We start from the raw sequence: 15,873 nt of genomic DNA, 5'->3' as shown, positions 1-15,873 counted from the left end.
TGACAATTGTGTAAAAGTGAGGTTTTGCAAATGCTTCGAGTAGATTTAAATTGTGATATGGGTGAAAGCTTTGGTCTGTACGATCAAGGAAATGATGAGGAAATGATGCAATACATCACTTCTGCAAACATTGCATGCGGCTTTCATGCAGGAGATCCACATGTGATGAGAAAGACAGTTGAACTGGCAAAAAAGTACGAAGTAGGCATAGGGGTGCATCCGGGTTTTCCTGATTTACTAGGATTCGGAAGAAGGGATCTTGCATGTACTCCGTCTGAAGTGAAGGATTACGTAACGTATCAGATGGGTGCATTGAGGGAATTTGCCAAAGCATATGATGTTAAACTCCAACATTGTAAACCACATGGTGCCTTATTCATGAAAGCGATGGGAGACAAGCAAATCGCACGGGCGATTCTTGAAGCCATTCATGACGTTCAATCCGATATGATCGTCTTTTCGTTAAATAATTCCGTATTCATGGAAGAGTCGATAAGAATGGGCATTCCGGTTGCAAAGGAAGCCTATGCCGATCGAGAACACACGGAGGATGGATCGATTGTTTTAACGAGGAAAGGTTCAGTGATTACAGACTATGCCCAAATGGCTGACCGTGTCGTGCGCATGATTAAAGAAATGAAAGTACAGACGCATGACGGAAAAGATGCTTCTATCGAGGCTGAAACGATTTGCATCCATGGGGATACTCCCGGAGCACCACAATTAGCAAAAGCCATCGTGGAAGCTCTGTCGAACAACGATATAAAAATCGTGCCGGTCAAGCATATTATCCAAAGTTGAGAAATGGAGGTGATGAATTATGAAGATGGAGCATTCCTATACGTTTAAAGGAATTTCGAGAGAGACGTTATGGAAAACGATTCAAGATAAAGAAGTTTTACGAAAAGCTTTGCCGGGTTGTAAAGTATTCGAGGAAGTTGAGGACGATGTGTTTCATAGTATTCTAGGCATTAATATCGGTCCGATAAAAGGCGAATTTACAGCGGATGTTCAACAAGTGGATAAGCAAGAACCGGAATGTTATCGCTTGCTTGTTCATGCAAAAGGGAAACCTGGCGAGATTGAAGCGGATGCAGCTATGCATATGGAAGAGACTGAAGATGGGGTGAAACTTACTTGCAATGCAGCTGTGGAAGTAACGGGTCTCCTTGCATCGATTGGTCAGCGTATCGTAGGAGGCGTTGCAAAAGTGGTGATCGGACAATTTTTCAAAGATATAGAAAAAGAGACAAAACAAATGGCTGAAATGTGATATCCATACAAGCATTAAGTCCGGCGAAAAAAGGATAAAGGCATAAGGGTTTCCCAACAGGTACTATCCAGTTCTTTTACTATTATGGAGGTGTAATAGATGGGCATTCAAGACGTATCTGTAGGTGTGACAGTGAACGGGAAAGAAAGATGTGCCGAAGTGGAACCACGAACTCTGTTAGTTCACTATCTCCGGGATGGACTAGGGTTGAAGGGGACTCATATCGGCTGTGATACGAGTCAATGCGGAGCCTGTACAGTGATGGTGGATGAGGTTGCGGTGAAATCTTGTACGATGTTGGCTGTCCAGGCTGACGGAACGGAGATAACGACAGTTGAAGGGTTAGGCACTGTAAAAAATCTGCATCCGATTCAGCAAGGTTTTTGGGAAGAACATGGCCTACAATGCGGTTATTGTACGCCGGGTGTCATGGTGGCCATGGTAGCACTGTTAAAAGAAAATCCAAATCCGACAGATGAGGAAATCCGTATAGGCCTAGAAGGTGTCATTTGTCGTTGCACGGGCTATCAGTTTATCGTCAACGCGGTCAAACATGCGGCAAAATTGATGGCTGAACAAAATATTGAAATCGAGGAGGTGCTGTCGTAATGATCAAACATGTAGGTGCGCGGTTGAAAAGGAAAGAGGATCCAAAGCTTCTAACCGGCAATGGGAATTTTGCGGATGATATTCAATTACCCGGACTTTTGCATGCAGCCATTTTACGCAGTCCTCACGCACATGCCCTCATCCGAAAGATCAATATTGAAAAAGCTTTACAGGCACCAGGCGTTGTAGCCATCTATACCGGAAAAGACCTGGAAGGAAAAATCGGAAGGATCCCATCGTCATGGTTAGTGCCAGATGCCAATTTAAAAGAAGCACCTCAATACCCGCTGGCCATCGATCGGGCTCGATATGTCGGGGACGGGATTGCCCTCGTTATTGCCGAAGGACGTTATGCCGTACGGGATGTGCTAGATCTAATTGAAGTGGAATATGAGACGCTTCCTGTAGCTGTCAACCAGAAAGAAGCAATGGCGGAGCATGCACCTCTTGTCCATGATGATATTGAAAATAATGTCGCTTTACATTGGAAAGCAGGAGAAGTGGACGACGCGGATATTGATGGGGCGGAAGTGGTGATCCGTGCGAGTTTTAATGTGCAACGGGTTGCACCAAGCGCGATGGAAACAAGGGCCGCAATTGGCCAGTATAACCCAGGTAGCGGGGAATTGACACTCTGGTGCACTTCACAAAACCCGCATATTCATCGGATGGTGTTATCGGAAGTGTTGCATATATCCGAGTCGAAACTACAAATCATTGTGCCGGATATGGGTGGAGGTTTCGGTGGCAAAATCGGTGTGTATCCGGATGAAGCTCTCATCGGTTATGCTGCACGTGATTTAGGAAGACCGGTCAAATGGGTTGAAGAGAGAAATGAGCACTTTTCTGCCTCGAACCATGGTCGGGATGAAATAATCGATGTGGAATTGGCTGGGAAATCAGATGGTACATTAACCGCAATACGTGTGAAAAATACGGCGAATTTGGGTGCCTATCTATCTACGATGGGACCTGGAGTTGCCACCATCGACTTCGGTTTAATGATTACAGGTGCTTATGCCATTCCAAAGGCCTCATGTGAAACATTCGGAGTCTATACGAATACCACACCGACAGATGCATACCGGGGCGCGGGAAAACCAGAGTCCACGTATCAGATTGAACGTGCAATCGATTTATTTGCAAAAAAGATCGGCATGGATCCGATTGAAATAAGGCGAAAAAACTTCGCGAAAAAGGAAAATTTCCCATACACGAATGCACAAGGGCTTGTTTATGATAGCGGCGACTATGAAAAACCGCTGAATAAGGCGCTTGAGATGATAGATTATAAAAAATTGCGTGAAGAACAAGCGAAACAGCGGAAAAAAGGGAAACTGATCGGTATCGGTATTTCAACGTACGTGGAATTATGTGGATTCGGACCTTCGGCTGTCGCCGGGGCAATCGGATTTCAGGGCGGTGTATGGGAGAACTCGACAGTGCGGGTCCACCCATCAGGTAAAGTGAATGTCTACACAGGAACTTCTCCGCATGGACAAGGTCATGATACGACATTTTCACAAGTTGTCGCGGACAAACTGGGTATTCCAATGGAAGATATCGATTTTATCTTTAACGACACGAAGGCGATTTCGATGGGATGGGGGACGTATGGTTCACGTTCAGTAGCGGTTGGCGGAGGGGCTGTCTCAATGGCTGCTGATCGGATTGTCGACAAAGCGAAGAAAATCGCTGCCCATGAACTCGATGTATCTGTAGACGAAATTGATTTTTCGAACGGAGTTTTTCAAGTGAAAGGCGTTCCAAGCAAGCGACGTACATTCAAAGAAATTGCCAAATCTGCGAACATGGCTTGGAATTTACCACCGGATATGGAACCATCGCTCGAAAAACAGGCATTTTTTGACCCATCAAATTTTGTTTATCCTTTCGGTACACATGTTGTAATTGTCGAAGTTGACAAAGAAACAGGCGAAATAGAGATAAAGCGCTATATAGCGGTCGATGATGTCGGACGTGTCATTAATCCGCTCACAGCTGAAGGCCAAGTACATGGAGGGATCGCTCAAGGGGTCGGGCAAGCCCTTTGGGAAGGGATTGTCTATAATGATTCCGGTCAACTTCTGTCAGGTTCGTTCATGGATTATGCGATGCCAAAAGCACGCTTTTTCCCGCGAATAGAAAATGCATTTACCGAAACACTCAGTCCTGTTAATCCGCTTGGCGCTAAAGGAATCGGAGAAACCGGGACAACCGCATCGATTCCAGCCGTCATGAATGCAGTTATCGATGCATTAGAGCCATACGGAGTGAAGGACATTGAAATGCCGCTCACCCCTGAAAAGGTTTGGCGAGCCATTCAAAATGGGGAGGGGAACTAATTGATACCCGCAAAATTCGATTATGTTCGTGCAGTCTCAGTAGACCAAGCTATCAAATTATTACAGGAAAGTAATGGCGAAGGCAAAATCATGGCTGGTGGTCATAGTTTACTTCCATTGATGAAATTCAGAGTGACCGAACCGGGCAAAATCATCGATATTAGCCGCATTGCCGAACTGAAAGGGGTGCGGATTGAAGGAAACCGGATAATTGTCGGAGCATTGACAACGCATCATGAATTGGCGACTCACCCGATCGTTCAAGAATTGGTTCCTGTATTGGCTGATGCCGCGAGCCAAATCGGTGATATTCAAATTCGGAATCGCGGGACGATCGGTGGTAATATTGCCCATGGCGATCCCGTTGCAGATTTGCCTGCACCTGCGCTTGCTCTGGAAGCAGAGCTGCATATTCAAGGGGATGAGGGGCAAGAGGTAATGAGTGTAGATGGGTTCATTCTTGGTCCGCTCATTACACTATTACCTGAAAACAGTGTCGTAACGAGTGTCAGTTTCAAAATCCCTCCATCACATACAAAATCGACATATCTCAAGTTTTTCCATCATGCTTCCGGGTATCCTGTTGTGGGGGTTGCGGTTGTGGCTGGGGTGGATAAGAAGGGGTTAATCGATTTTGTCAGAGTGGGAATTACCGGTGTAGGTGAAGTTTCCTATCGGGCATCGTCTGTGGAAAATCAACTTTTGGGACAACAACCAACTGAAACGATTATTCAATCTGCAGCGGAATTTGCAATCGAAGATGGGGAAATGGGCAGTGATCTATTCGCTTCGGCAGAATACCGGGCGAATATTTGTAAAGTATATACTGCGCGTGCTTTGAAAACTGTCCTTCTATAAGTACGCACGATAAGGAAGTGAAAAGGCTTGAGGCTTTTATAGTGCCCGGTCTTTTCATTTCTTGACTCTGTTCCATCAAGTCAAATTCGGGGGTGATTGTTATGCATGAAAATGCATTAGTATTGAAGGCTTTACATAAAGCGATAGAAGCACAAAAAAAATCAGCATTGGCGACAGTTGTAAGAGTGTACGGATCGGCCTATCGACGGGAAGGTGCGAAGATGCTCATCGACGAAGACGAAAATAGAACGGGAATGATTTCTGGAGGGTGTCTTGAAGCGGATGTCGCAGAAGTTGCAAAAGAAGTGATCGAATCCGGGACACCCATATTGAGAATGTATGACATGGACGAAGATCTTGTATGGGGCCTTGGTCTAGGCTGCCCTGGCAAAGTGGAAATTTACATTGAACCAGTTTCCTAACTTAATATTAGTTATGAATTTTATTTGCCAATGCGTATACGTTGTTAGTATGCATGGCTGAAAGGAAGGCGGAGCATGTCTAAACAATCAGCATTTGAGGCTTGGTCAGCTTGTATAGAAGCCGAACAAGCCGGGGTACTGGCAACGATTTTGCACACCGGTTCTCCTTTAACCGAGCAGGAATCCGGTCGTCTTTTCATTTCCGATGAGGTTGAGCCGATTGGTGACCTGGGCGAGGCAGAGGTTAATGAACAGATCATTGAAATTGCTTCTCAAAAATTAAAAGAAAACAATCCAAAATCAGAAACTGTCAACCTTATTTTATCGGATGGCAAGGAAATTTCTATTTTTATAGATGTCTATATGCCCCCGATTGAACTGATGATCTTCGGGGCTGGGCATGATGCGATTCCGGTCGCCAATTATAGTGTCTCCTTAGGTTTGAAGACGACAATTGTCGACTCAAGGTCATTTTATAACAGTGAAGAACGCTTTCCGGGAACGAATCGAATTGTAACAAGTGAAGAGACGTTTAAGGACAAATTAACAATAGGAAATCGAACGTATATTATTGTCATGAATCACCATTTGGAAAAAGATCAAGAAACATTAAAGTTCGTCTTAAACTCTTCTTCACCATATGTAGGGTTACTTGGACCACGCTCTCGGAGAATGAGGATGCTAGATGGATTGAAGGAAAGTGGCGTCGTTTTTTCTGAACAGCAACTTGCACGTTTATATAGTCCGATTGGTTTGGACATTGGCGCCCAAACTTCGGAAGAAATTGCCATCAGTATATTGGCAGAAGTGATCGCGGTCAAAAAAGGACATACAGGCGGTTTTTTACAAGGGGCTGAAGTTATTCACCACCATTCATTGAACTAGCGAAGTAGGAATACTATTTTGAATCATGAAAGGACACACAATGAAACCATCTATTTGTGCAATCATTCTTGCTGCTGGAACTTCGAGCAGAATGGGCAAGCCGAAACAAATGCTTCCTTTAGGAAATGATTCAATTTTGGAGCATGTGATAAATTGCTCATTACATGAGAATTTTTCTGAAGTCATTGCGGTGATTGGACATGAGGCAAATACGATTAAAGAAAATATTTTGATTGATAGTGAGCGTTTTCGCTGGGTAGTAAATGAATCCTATCTTTTAGGACAAAGTTCATCTTTAAAAGTCGGAGTAGAAAATTTAAAGAAACATCATTCGAATATAATGGTGTTTCTTGGAGATTTACCATTTCTTTCAACCAAAACCATTCATGCGATCTACCAACACGGAGCAAAGCGGTTGGAAGAAACAGATGCGCCATTTATAATTCGACCGATGTATAACGGGGATGTGGGACATCCCGTATTTTTTGGGAATATCGACAGACATTTATTTTCCCAATTGCAAGGTGATACGGGTGGAAAGGCGATTATTCATCAAATTTCTGATCGTATCTTTTTGAAAGTGGAAGACGACGGGATTCTATTTGATGTTGACACGCTTGCTGACTACGAGAAAGCGAAAAAGATTGCCAAGCATCTCTTCTGACCAGGAATTATTTCAAGCAATTCCTGCTCACAAGGAAGAGATGCTTTTTTATTATTATAGAAAGTAAACTGAATATCTGTCATGTACATAATTTGAGGAAATGTCGGAAGTGTTTGTCTTGAGTGAAAATTGGGATGGATTCTAAAACGATAATGCTCTAAAATGAACAAAGAGGAAATCGTTTTTATACATAGAAATGAAATGATCGAATGGAGGAAGAAATAATGACGAAAAATGCAATGATCATAGGAGGGGGAATCGGGGGTCTCATTACGGCTCTTACACTTCACCGTACAGGCATGTCAGTGAAAATTTTTGAAAGTGTTTCCGAGATTAAACCACTCGGTGTCGGGATTAATCTCTTACCACATGCTGTCCGAATTTTGACAAATTTAGGGCTTGAAAAGGAACTGGCGGAAATTGGATTGCCGACTGGAGAACTATTGTATGTCAACAAATACGGACAGCGGATCTGGCAGGAAGCGAGAGGGTTGGAAGCGGGCTATCTTTGGCCGCAATATTCCATTCACCGTGGTCGATTGCAAATGATGCTGTTGCAGGCGGTAAAAGATCGTCTCGGCGAAGAATCCGTTATCACCGGGCATCATCTCGAATCATTCCAATCGACGGATGATGGAGTGGAAGCGCACTTTATCAATCGGAAAACAAATGAAAAACTAGGTTCATATCAAGCAGATGTCATGATTGGTGCGGACGGTATCCATTCAAATGTGCGGAAGCACTTCTATCCGGAAGAAGGATTACCAAAATTCAGCGGTCGGATTTTATGGAGAGGTATTACAGAAGCCGAGCCGTATCTAACGGAGCGCTCGATGATTATGGCCGGTTTTCAAGATCAAAAATTTGTAGCGTATCCTGTCACACCGAAAAATAATCACACGGGCGAAGCGCTTATTAACTGGATTGCCGAACTACATGTCGGGGGAGATGTGCCTCCAAAAAGTGACTGGAACGAAAAAGTCGATAAAGCAATATTTGCACCGTCCTTTTCAGAATGGGATTTTGGTTGGTTGAATGTTCCTGAACTCATTGAGAAAACAGACACCGTCTATGCCTTCCCAATGGTTGACCGTGATCCACTGTCTCAATGGACGTTTGGAAAAATAACTCTTCTTGGCGATGCAGCCCATCCGATGTACCCAATTGGCTCGAACGGTGCTTCCCAGGCAATACTCGATGCCGATGCGTTAGGACAGGCATTCCAACACGAAAAGGATGTGAAACTTGCACTGCGCGCCTATGAAGAAGCACGTCTTCAACCGACTGCTTCCATCGTGGAAAGCAATCGGAAAAACGGACCGGAAGTCGTTATGCAGATCGCGGAGGAACGTGCACCGCGAGGATTTGATCATATCCATGATATTATTTCGCAACAGGAGTTGGAGGACATTTCCAACCAATACAAACAGATTGCTGGCTTCCATCAGCAAACGTTAAATAGGCATCAACATGTTTGAGCATATCGTTCTGCTGAAATTTTCGACTGGAACGACGCCTGAGCAAATCGATGAGCTTATTTGTAGAACGAAAAGATTGAAAGAGTGGATCCCGGGAATTGCAGATATCCAACAGGGGCATAATTTTTCCAAACGAAATCAAGGCTATCAAGTCGGCTTAACCGTTCGTTTTGAAAGTGGACATGCATTGGAACAATACGGTCCACACCCGAAGCATCAAGAGGTTTTGGCCTATGCAAAAGAAATCGGTTTAGTCGATAGTATAATTGTGGATTTTGAGCTATAAAAAATGAACCCATCATGATTGAAAATGCTGACATAGTAGGCACGAAAGAACCACCTTCACACACACGGTGGTTTTTTCATGGCTTTCTATAACCCTTGCAATGCGAGGTACATCGTAGTAAGCTATAGCTAACAAGAATATGGAGGGGTTGGATGGATAAGGAAATGATGAAAGGGAGTATCGACCTTCTGTTACTATCCCTTATACAACAGCGTGATATGTATGGATACGAGATGATTCAGGTCATGAAACAGTTGAGTGAGAACACGTATGAGATGAGCGAAGGCACTCTCTATGCCGCCTTGAAAAGGTTGGAGAAAAAAGAGTGGATCGAATCTTATTGGCATCTGACGGACAGCGGAAGGAGGAAGTATTATCATATTACGGATGCGGGCAAACAAGCGCTTGATCAAAAACGTGAAAATTGGAAATGGATGGATGCGCTCGTCCGCAAAAGTTCGGAGGGATTGATATGAATTCTGCATTCCACCGTTTCGTCGATAATATCGTACAGCAGACAGACGCACCATTGGATGAAAAAGAAGATTTATATGAGGAATTGCTTGTTCACTTGGAATTATCCTACGCAGCATTGCTGAGGGAAGGCTATTCCGAACAAGAGGCAGAATGCAAGGCTATGGCCAGTTTTGGGGATGAAAAACAGATTGGTAGCCAAATTCAGCAGGCGATGTTTCCATACCGTAAACAGATGTTGTTGGCGTTAGTGATTGCCTCACTTCTATTTTCGTTTGCGGTTTATATTAGTCAATTAGTGGTGGAAGGGGATGCTTTGATCACTTGGCTTCTTCTATCCGTATCTGTCAGTGTTTGCTTATTGGTTTTTTCTTTGCAACCGATATCCTTTTTGAATAGACGCGCTTGGATCAATAGCCTTCTGCTTATTCATCTGTTCATCTATCTACTAGGCGTCGGATTCGCTTCCAGTGTAGATGCTGCGATTGCGGCCCCTTTGACCTTTTTGGCATGGGGAATTTTACTGCTGACGATTGCCCTTGTTTATCGCACAACGATTTTTGATTACCGAACGAGGAAGCAAAAGTTAAAGAAGCAAGTGATGATTCTTCATGCGTTGAATATAACGTGGGGGATTTTCATCACTAGTGCAACATTGTTTTTTCTTTGGGCATTTCTTGCATTTTCAACAGGAGAATTTAACCCGCGCATCCTGCTTTTCCTTTTGCCTTTACTCATCTGGATCATTGCTTATATCGTTCAAATAATCTTATTATCTAAGGAAAAGAAGAAAAGTGCGTATATGGTAGCGCTACTTCCGTTTATCGTCGTCTTGGCGTTGCTGTTTTGGTGGTTTGGAGGGATCATTAGATGAATAAAATTAAAATACGGAAGCCTATCGTTTTGCTCCTGATCCCGATCTTGGCAATTACGGTTCTTCTCATTATTTTCGGTTTTGTTTTCCAAAAGTCTGAAGATGAAAAGCAACAAGGACTTACGCCGATCTTTGATGTTTCTACTAAAGGTACAATCGCTTATGTCGCATACTATAAGGGAAAAGCAGGCATCTATCTGAAGCATGCTGAAGAAACATTTGATAATCCGGTCTTGCAGTTGGATACGAAACAATCGATACTCGATATCGTCTTTACGCCGGACGGTTCTTCACTTGCGTTCGTATCGGCAAATAAAGACGTCCAATCACGTCTGGAAAGTTCGGTCCATCTGTTGTCCCTGCAGACATTGACATCCGAAAAGCTTTTTACAGACCTTGCGCTTCTGACCGAACTTGCCTTTGACCCGCAAAACGAAGATGTGTTGTTTTATTTGCGTGCCGGGACTTTTGAAAATTATTCCCCGATTGCAAGTGCACATCCCCATGAGTTCGATCTGTATAGTTATCAGATTTCCGATCAATTGCGGCAGCAGTTCACGGAGTTGTCCAAATACTCGATGCGCTCGTTGACAATTTCGCCGGATGGGAAAATGGCCTATGTGCAAATGCCTGATGATGCGCATGTTGAAACGGCGGAGGATACGTTTGAGATGAAGCAAAGAGTTTTTCAAATTCCATTGGATGCCCCCGATGACCTATCGGTTGTGAGCAACAATGACTGGGAGAAGGATATTTATGATTTTGTGATCATGCCGGATCGCCATTCCATGATTTTTCAATCGGTCAGCCAAACAGGGGCAGAAGGAATCTATGAGTATGAATTGTTTTATTATGATTGGGATAATGATGAGGAAAAACAACTGACCTATTTAAAACAACATACAAGTCACCCCATGATCAGTCCACAAAATGGCAAAGTCTATTTTATGGTCGATAAACAATTCGGGAAACGGAAGGCGGATTATCAACTCTATCAAATGGATGCAGATGGCGAAAATTTAGAAAGCATTCCTCTCAATCTAGAGAATCATTAAATGATTGTATGTTTGCAACCGCAGTGAAATAATTCCCGTATATTATCCGCCTTTCTTCAATAAACTGTACTACCAACCACTAGAAAGGATGGAGGATTGAAACGGGGAATTTACTATGCGGCCGCGATTGTCGTCGGGATTGGATTGGGCATTCTGATCACCACCATTATGATTTAAAAGCAAAAAAAGCTTACAAATGAAACAAATCAGTCATAGATGAAAATGACTGGTTTGTTTTTTTAAAGGTTATGAACTAGGGAGTGACTTCCCCCTGTCCAATCATGCTATAATCATCTTATATTCATAACATTCGCAAGAAGAGTTATTTTTCGTTTTCAGGAAGTGGTTATTCAAATGTAATGTTGTGAGAGAAATTGAGGAGAAGGGGCATGAGGAGCGATGAACACAATTTTTTTAGCGGGGCATTCAAGACTACCGTCCGGAATGGCAGCACAAAATATGTACGAAACATTGACCATTACTGCAGAAATCGATAAGCAGTATGCTGTAATCGTTTCCGCAAGCTGTACGCTAGCAACGATCCATGGACAAGAGTTCGTGCAGCAATTATTAAAAGGGCATAGCTTACAAAATGGCATTGAAGGGCCCGTGGAAAGTGTACGCAATCATTATTTGGGAAAGGCGGGAAATGCCATTATTGCGGCTTTGAAGGATTTACATAAGCAATATGAAACTTCTATCGTCCTGAAGTAAGAACAATCTTGCAAGCGCAATGCAAACAGAATAGACTGGTACTGAAGAGCGGGAATGCCGTCTAGTTACTTCAAAAACAATTCAACGGTTAAAGACCAGCAACGGACCTCAGGATGCTGGTCTTTTCCTTTATCTTTTGTACGAATATTGCTGCTCGTAAAACAAGTCGATAGGCACAAATAATCCGACGCGTCCGTGTTCTTCATGATCCAATGTAGCAAATACGACACCGATCACTTGGCCTTCACTATTCAAGACCGGGCTCCCGCTATTGCCTCGGTATACAGGCGCTTCCATCATCCGAACAGGTTCTTCCCAATCTTTTAACTGGATCTCTCCCAAAATGGTTCCCTCATTGGCAATGCCCGAAAAGCGCAACGGATTACCGATGAAGATAACCGGATCATCGGCTGTCATATGCGTATCCTCAGCCAGTTGCAATGAAGGGAGATCCAGCCCATTCACTTCCAAGACGGCTAAATCGATGGACGGATACGTTTCGACCACTTTCGCTGTAAATCGACCGTCTTCTGGGAACGAGACTGTGACGGAGTTATTTCCTTCAATTACATGATAGTTTGTCAGGATCGTCCCTTCACTGGAGACAGCAAACCCTGTACCTTTACTGCCGTCTGTATTTACAACAACAACGGATTTTTTATAGGAAGCGATATCATCCTGTGCAGATAATCGTGCGGAAGTTTTGACAAATTCAATGGCAGGAATCGAATATACTTCGAACAGCACGACAAATGTATTCACTACCATGACAATGGCAATCAACCAAAATAGCCATTTGGGAAATGGACGTCTGGATTTGTTCTCCATTTTTTCACGGCCCTCCGGAGAAAGGGCCTCTCGTTGTGCTTCTAACACTAACGCTTGCAGTTCTTCATCATCTAGTACTTCCAGTTCCTGTTGTTTTTCTTTTGAATTCATAAGCCACATCCTCATTTAGAAGATCATTCTCACACTATTAGTATACACAATTGCAAGAATAGGAGGGCCATTGAAGAAAAAAACGGGGAGGATAAAATTTCACCTTACCCGTTTTTTCAGCTTAACAGTTAGATTTGGATGATGAATGGAAGAATCATCGGTCTTCTCTTTGTGCGGGCATATAACATCTTCTCCACTGCATTTTTGATCTTGCGTTTTAAATTTCGGGAGTTTGCCTCTGTTTCCCGCCATTCGGCAGCGGTTGCCATGACTAACTGATTGACTTCGCTGATGAGATCCGTTGAATCGGGATCGAAGACGAATCCGCGGGAAATAGTATCCGGATCTGTAATCAGTCGGCGATTCGATTTGTTCAATGTCACCATGATGACGAGCATCCCTTCTTCGGATAGCAGTTTACGGTCCCGCAAGACGATTTTCCCTACGTCGCCAATTCCTAAGCCGTCAACAAAAACTTCTCCAGCTTCAACACTGCGGGTTTGGCGGGCGACAGCATGTTGAATATCGACGACATCCCCGTTGTTGATGATGAAGATATTATCGCTGTCAACGCCTACCGATTCGGCCAATAACTTATGCATATATAGCATTCGGTATTCCCCGTGAATAGGAATGAAATAAGTCGGTTTCATCAATGTGAGCATCAGTTTCAGTTCTTCCTGATGCGCGTGTCCGGAAACGTGCATGCCCGTTGTCTGTCCAGAGCCATAAACGACTTTAGCTCCCAAGCGATATAAGTTATCGATGATGCGAGCAACATCTTTTTCATTTCCGGGTATTGGGCCCGCAGCAACGATAATCGTATCACCAGGTAAAACGGAAACACCACGAAAAGTGGAACTGGCCAAACGTGACAGTGCCGCCATCGGTTCACCTTGACTTCCCGTACAAAGAATGGCGACCCTCTCCGGTGCTAATCGGTTGATTTCCTGCGCTTCGATCAACATGCCTTCAGGGATCGTCAAATAGCCGAGTTCTTCCGCAACGGATACGACATTGACCATACTCCTGCCAAGCAATGCCAGTTTTCGATTCGTCTTTTGCGCGGCATCGACAACTTGTTGTACACGGTGGACGTTGGAAGCGAACGTCGAGATGAATATTTTTTGATCGGCTTTACGGAAAGCATCTTCGATATGATCGCCGACTACGCGTTCAGATTGTGTGAAACCTGGCCGTTCCGCATTTGTGCTTTCCGATAAAAGAAGCAAAACGCCTTTTTTCCCGATTTCAGCCATTTTATGAATATCGGGATATTCGTCATTCATCGGCGTTAAGTCAAACTTGAAGTCGCCTGTATGGACGACCATTCCTTCCGGTGTTTGAAACGCGATTCCTAAACAATCGGGAATACTATGGTTGACTTTGAAAAAGGTAGTGGTGATTGTGCCGAATTCTATTTCCGAATTGGCATTAAGCTGTATAAGTTCCGTACGTCTAAGCAGTCCGTGCTCTTTTAGCTTTATTTGGATTAATCCAAGTGTTAATCTGGTTGCGTACACGGGCATTGGCAATTGTTTCAGCAAATAGGGGATGCCGCCAATATGGTCTTCATGTCCATGTGTCACAATCAATGCCCGGATTTTCTCTTTATTTTCCTGTAAATATGATATATCTTGGATGATCAAATCGACGCCTAAAGTACTTTCATCTGGAAACTTGGAACCGCAGTCGATGACGATGATATCATCCGCGTATTGTAATACATACATATTTTTTCCGATTTCATTGATACCGCCCAATGCAAAAACCGATAATGTATTGTCCGCCATGTTTAACGTAATACTCCTCTCACATTCACAATTTGTTTTAAGTATTCCCTTTGTGTTGGCTTTTATGTTGGATGAATCAATGAATTTCCATTGTTTATGAAATCAATGATGAGGAATTGCTTTTCGATGATCGGGACACACTACAATACGAAGATAACTGGAGGTGGAGAGAAATGTCGAAGAAGAATAATCAGAACAAAGGGAGAAAAGCGTCGAGTGTGACGCCGCAAGGCAATATGAATACGGAATTTGCAGCAGAACCGAAATCCAAACTGGAAAATGCGGCTAAAAAGAAAAACACGAAATAAAGTGAAACTTCAATCAGTGGGGATTTTCCTCATCCCCCACTGATTGAGGGGAACACAAGCTAAAAGCGTCACCGTTAAAGCGGGATAAATTTTTGTCACCAGAAGAAAGAAAACCAGCCTGTTCACACCGAACCAGGCTGGTTTTCAAGTCGATGCTATTCAATTAATCGTTGGGAACGTGATCACTAATTGGCCATCGATATTGATCACTTCAATCAATGCATCGTTAAATAAGTAGGGCGTGTCATTCTTATCTTGTGGCGTCACTTTTTCATAAATATTATTGACGGATAATACCGGGAATGTCACAGGAATAAAGCGACCTTTGCTAAGTGTTTTCATATTGCCCATTAAAAACACTTCTTTGCTAGAGGCGGCAAAACTTAAATGACCGATCTCCCGATTCGAATTTTCGGAATGCAAAGAAATCCCTTGCAATAAAGAGATAATACACAAGATGAAATCATTGATGATTTCAGCCGGCAACTTTTCAAACCCGAATTGTGAAAATAAGGAATTGAATCCATTTCTAAACTCTTTAAATGAAAACAGATTCTCAATTTTTCTGCGCTTCTTTTCTTTTTCAAGATTACGGATAATTTCCGTACAATTGTCAAAATAGGACTTTACATAGCCTGTCATCTTATCTCGATGGATGAGAAGATGACTCAGTTCATGGATGACTTTATTGTCATTTGCCTTATCCTGAACGAATAGTAAAAAACTGAAAAGATCTTTTTCATCAAAATTTCTTTCAGAAAACTTATGGTAATAGTACTCGAATAACTGTTTTTCTTTTTTATCCAACTGTATTCTCTCCTAACAATATTGACACACAATCAAATCTATAAAGATACGATACTCTCACTACCATCATAACATGTCCGTACTAAGAA

18 protein-coding genes are annotated in these 15,873 nt (G+C 43.1%); 15 read left to right on the top strand and 3 right to left on the bottom strand.

Annotation, left to right across the window (positions count from 1 at the left end):
* Positions 1 to 30 precede the first annotated feature (30 nt).
* From ACFPRA_RS03180 to ACFPRA_RS03115, 14 genes are all read left to right on the top strand, one after another.
* Positions 31 to 801 carry a LamB/YcsF family protein gene (locus tag ACFPRA_RS03180; RefSeq protein WP_381430673.1) on the top strand — a complete coding sequence of 257 codons (771 nt, stop codon included), beginning with the start codon at positions 31 to 33 and terminating at the stop codon, positions 799 to 801.
* Positions 802 to 820: 19 nt separating this feature from the next.
* The gene (locus tag ACFPRA_RS03175) at positions 821 to 1,273 is read left to right on the top strand and encodes a CoxG family protein (protein ID WP_381430670.1); all 453 of its coding nucleotides are present in this window, start codon (positions 821 to 823) and stop codon (positions 1,271 to 1,273) included.
* Positions 1,274 to 1,372: 99 nt separating this feature from the next.
* Positions 1,373 to 1,882, top strand: a complete 510-nt coding sequence (locus ACFPRA_RS03170; RefSeq protein WP_381430667.1) for a (2Fe-2S)-binding protein — start codon at positions 1,373 to 1,375, stop codon at positions 1,880 to 1,882.
* A complete protein-coding gene (locus ACFPRA_RS03165) occupies positions 1,882 to 4,227 on the top strand; it encodes a xanthine dehydrogenase family protein molybdopterin-binding subunit (RefSeq protein ID WP_381430664.1) in 2,346 nt (781 codons plus the stop codon). Before ACFPRA_RS03170 ends, ACFPRA_RS03165 begins: the two co-directional genes overlap by 1 nt.
* The gene (locus ACFPRA_RS03160) at positions 4,228 to 5,085 is read left to right on the top strand and encodes an FAD binding domain-containing protein (protein ID WP_381430661.1); all 858 of its coding nucleotides are present in this window, start codon (positions 4,228 to 4,230) and stop codon (positions 5,083 to 5,085) included. It begins immediately after the preceding gene.
* A 101-nt stretch (positions 5,086 to 5,186) separates the two neighbouring features.
* Positions 5,187 to 5,507 (top strand): XdhC family protein, encoded by a 321-nt coding sequence (locus tag ACFPRA_RS03155; protein WP_381430658.1) that lies wholly within the window; start codon positions 5,187 to 5,189, stop codon positions 5,505 to 5,507.
* Between the two features lie 75 nt (positions 5,508 to 5,582).
* A complete protein-coding gene (locus ACFPRA_RS03150) occupies positions 5,583 to 6,392 on the top strand; it encodes an XdhC family protein (RefSeq protein WP_381430655.1) in 810 nt (269 codons plus the stop codon).
* Positions 6,393 to 6,432: 40 nt separating this feature from the next.
* Positions 6,433 to 7,056, top strand: a complete 624-nt coding sequence (locus ACFPRA_RS03145) for a nucleotidyltransferase family protein (RefSeq protein ID WP_381430652.1) — start codon at positions 6,433 to 6,435, stop codon at positions 7,054 to 7,056.
* A gap of 224 nt (positions 7,057 to 7,280) precedes the next feature.
* Positions 7,281 to 8,534, top strand: coding sequence for a flavin-dependent oxidoreductase (locus ACFPRA_RS03140; protein ID WP_381430649.1), 1,254 nt, complete (start codon positions 7,281 to 7,283; stop codon positions 8,532 to 8,534).
* A complete protein-coding gene (locus ACFPRA_RS03135; protein ID WP_381430646.1) occupies positions 8,527 to 8,820 on the top strand; it encodes a Dabb family protein in 294 nt (97 codons plus the stop codon). Before ACFPRA_RS03140 ends, ACFPRA_RS03135 begins: the two co-directional genes overlap by 8 nt.
* A 152-nt stretch (positions 8,821 to 8,972) precedes the next feature.
* On the top strand, positions 8,973 to 9,296 hold the full coding sequence (locus ACFPRA_RS03130) for a PadR family transcriptional regulator (RefSeq protein ID WP_381430643.1): 324 nt from the start codon (positions 8,973 to 8,975) through the stop codon (positions 9,294 to 9,296).
* On the top strand, positions 9,293 to 10,168 hold the full coding sequence (locus tag ACFPRA_RS03125; RefSeq protein ID WP_381430639.1) for a permease prefix domain 1-containing protein: 876 nt from the start codon (positions 9,293 to 9,295) through the stop codon (positions 10,166 to 10,168). Before ACFPRA_RS03130 ends, ACFPRA_RS03125 begins: the two co-directional genes overlap by 4 nt.
* Complete coding sequence (locus tag ACFPRA_RS03120; protein WP_381430636.1) at positions 10,165 to 11,223, top strand: TolB-like translocation protein; 1,059 nt, start codon at positions 10,165 to 10,167, stop codon at positions 11,221 to 11,223. Before ACFPRA_RS03125 ends, ACFPRA_RS03120 begins: the two co-directional genes overlap by 4 nt.
* Positions 11,224 to 11,622: 399 nt before the next feature.
* Positions 11,623 to 11,937, top strand: a complete 315-nt coding sequence (locus tag ACFPRA_RS03115; protein ID WP_381430633.1) for a DUF3870 domain-containing protein — start codon at positions 11,623 to 11,625, stop codon at positions 11,935 to 11,937.
* A 129-nt stretch (positions 11,938 to 12,066) separates the two neighbouring features.
* On the opposite strand, the gene ACFPRA_RS03110 is transcribed toward ACFPRA_RS03115, so the two are convergent.
* A complete protein-coding gene (locus ACFPRA_RS03110; protein WP_381430630.1) occupies positions 12,067 to 12,876 on the bottom strand; it encodes a S1C family serine protease in 810 nt (269 codons plus the stop codon).
* 128 nt (positions 12,877 to 13,004) lie between these two features.
* A complete protein-coding gene (locus ACFPRA_RS03105; protein WP_381430627.1) occupies positions 13,005 to 14,669 on the bottom strand; it encodes a ribonuclease J in 1,665 nt (554 codons plus the stop codon).
* A gap of 173 nt (positions 14,670 to 14,842) precedes the next feature.
* Here ACFPRA_RS03105 and sspL point away from each other — a divergent pair, with 173 nt between their 5' ends.
* Complete coding sequence (sspL, locus tag ACFPRA_RS03100; protein WP_381430624.1) at positions 14,843 to 14,977, top strand: small, acid-soluble spore protein L; 135 nt, start codon at positions 14,843 to 14,845, stop codon at positions 14,975 to 14,977.
* A 159-nt stretch (positions 14,978 to 15,136) separates the two neighbouring features.
* On the opposite strand, the gene ACFPRA_RS03095 is transcribed toward sspL, so the two are convergent.
* Positions 15,137 to 15,784 carry a hypothetical protein gene (locus ACFPRA_RS03095; protein WP_381430621.1) on the bottom strand — a complete coding sequence of 216 codons (648 nt, stop codon included), beginning with the start codon at positions 15,782 to 15,784 and terminating at the stop codon, positions 15,137 to 15,139.
* Positions 15,785 to 15,873: the final 89 nt, after the last annotated feature.

The organism is Sporosarcina soli, assembly GCF_042655805.1.
GTDB classification, from domain to species: Bacteria; Bacillota; Bacilli; order Bacillales_A; family Planococcaceae; genus Sporosarcina; species Sporosarcina soli.
This window is presented reverse-complemented; position numbering and strand designations above follow the sequence as displayed.

Coding starts and splice junctions, on each gene's coding strand:
- ACFPRA_RS03130 (WP_381430643.1), top strand. CDS start 8,973: ATGGATAAGGAAATGATGAAAGGGAGTATCGACCTTCTGTTACTATCC.
- ACFPRA_RS03170 (WP_381430667.1), top strand. CDS start 1,373: ATGGGCATTCAAGACGTATCTGTAGGTGTGACAGTGAACGGGAAAGAA.
- ACFPRA_RS03150 (WP_381430655.1), top strand. CDS start 5,583: ATGTCTAAACAATCAGCATTTGAGGCTTGGTCAGCTTGTATAGAAGCC.
- ACFPRA_RS03135 (WP_381430646.1), top strand. CDS start 8,527: ATGTTTGAGCATATCGTTCTGCTGAAATTTTCGACTGGAACGACGCCT.
- ACFPRA_RS03155 (WP_381430658.1), top strand. CDS start 5,187: ATGCATGAAAATGCATTAGTATTGAAGGCTTTACATAAAGCGATAGAA.
- ACFPRA_RS03140 (WP_381430649.1), top strand. CDS start 7,281: ATGACGAAAAATGCAATGATCATAGGAGGGGGAATCGGGGGTCTCATT.
- sspL (WP_381430624.1), top strand. CDS start 14,843: ATGTCGAAGAAGAATAATCAGAACAAAGGGAGAAAAGCGTCGAGTGTG.
- ACFPRA_RS03175 (WP_381430670.1), top strand. CDS start 821: ATGAAGATGGAGCATTCCTATACGTTTAAAGGAATTTCGAGAGAGACG.
- ACFPRA_RS03165 (WP_381430664.1), top strand. CDS start 1,882: ATGATCAAACATGTAGGTGCGCGGTTGAAAAGGAAAGAGGATCCAAAG.
- ACFPRA_RS03180 (WP_381430673.1), top strand. CDS start 31: ATGCTTCGAGTAGATTTAAATTGTGATATGGGTGAAAGCTTTGGTCTG.
- ACFPRA_RS03105 (WP_381430627.1), bottom strand. CDS start 14,669: ATGGCGGACAATACATTATCGGTTTTTGCATTGGGCGGTATCAATGAA.
- ACFPRA_RS03120 (WP_381430636.1), top strand. CDS start 10,165: ATGAATAAAATTAAAATACGGAAGCCTATCGTTTTGCTCCTGATCCCG.
- ACFPRA_RS03145 (WP_381430652.1), top strand. CDS start 6,433: ATGAAACCATCTATTTGTGCAATCATTCTTGCTGCTGGAACTTCGAGC.
- ACFPRA_RS03115 (WP_381430633.1), top strand. CDS start 11,623: ATGAACACAATTTTTTTAGCGGGGCATTCAAGACTACCGTCCGGAATG.
- ACFPRA_RS03110 (WP_381430630.1), bottom strand. CDS start 12,876: ATGAATTCAAAAGAAAAACAACAGGAACTGGAAGTACTAGATGATGAA.
- ACFPRA_RS03125 (WP_381430639.1), top strand. CDS start 9,293: ATGAATTCTGCATTCCACCGTTTCGTCGATAATATCGTACAGCAGACA.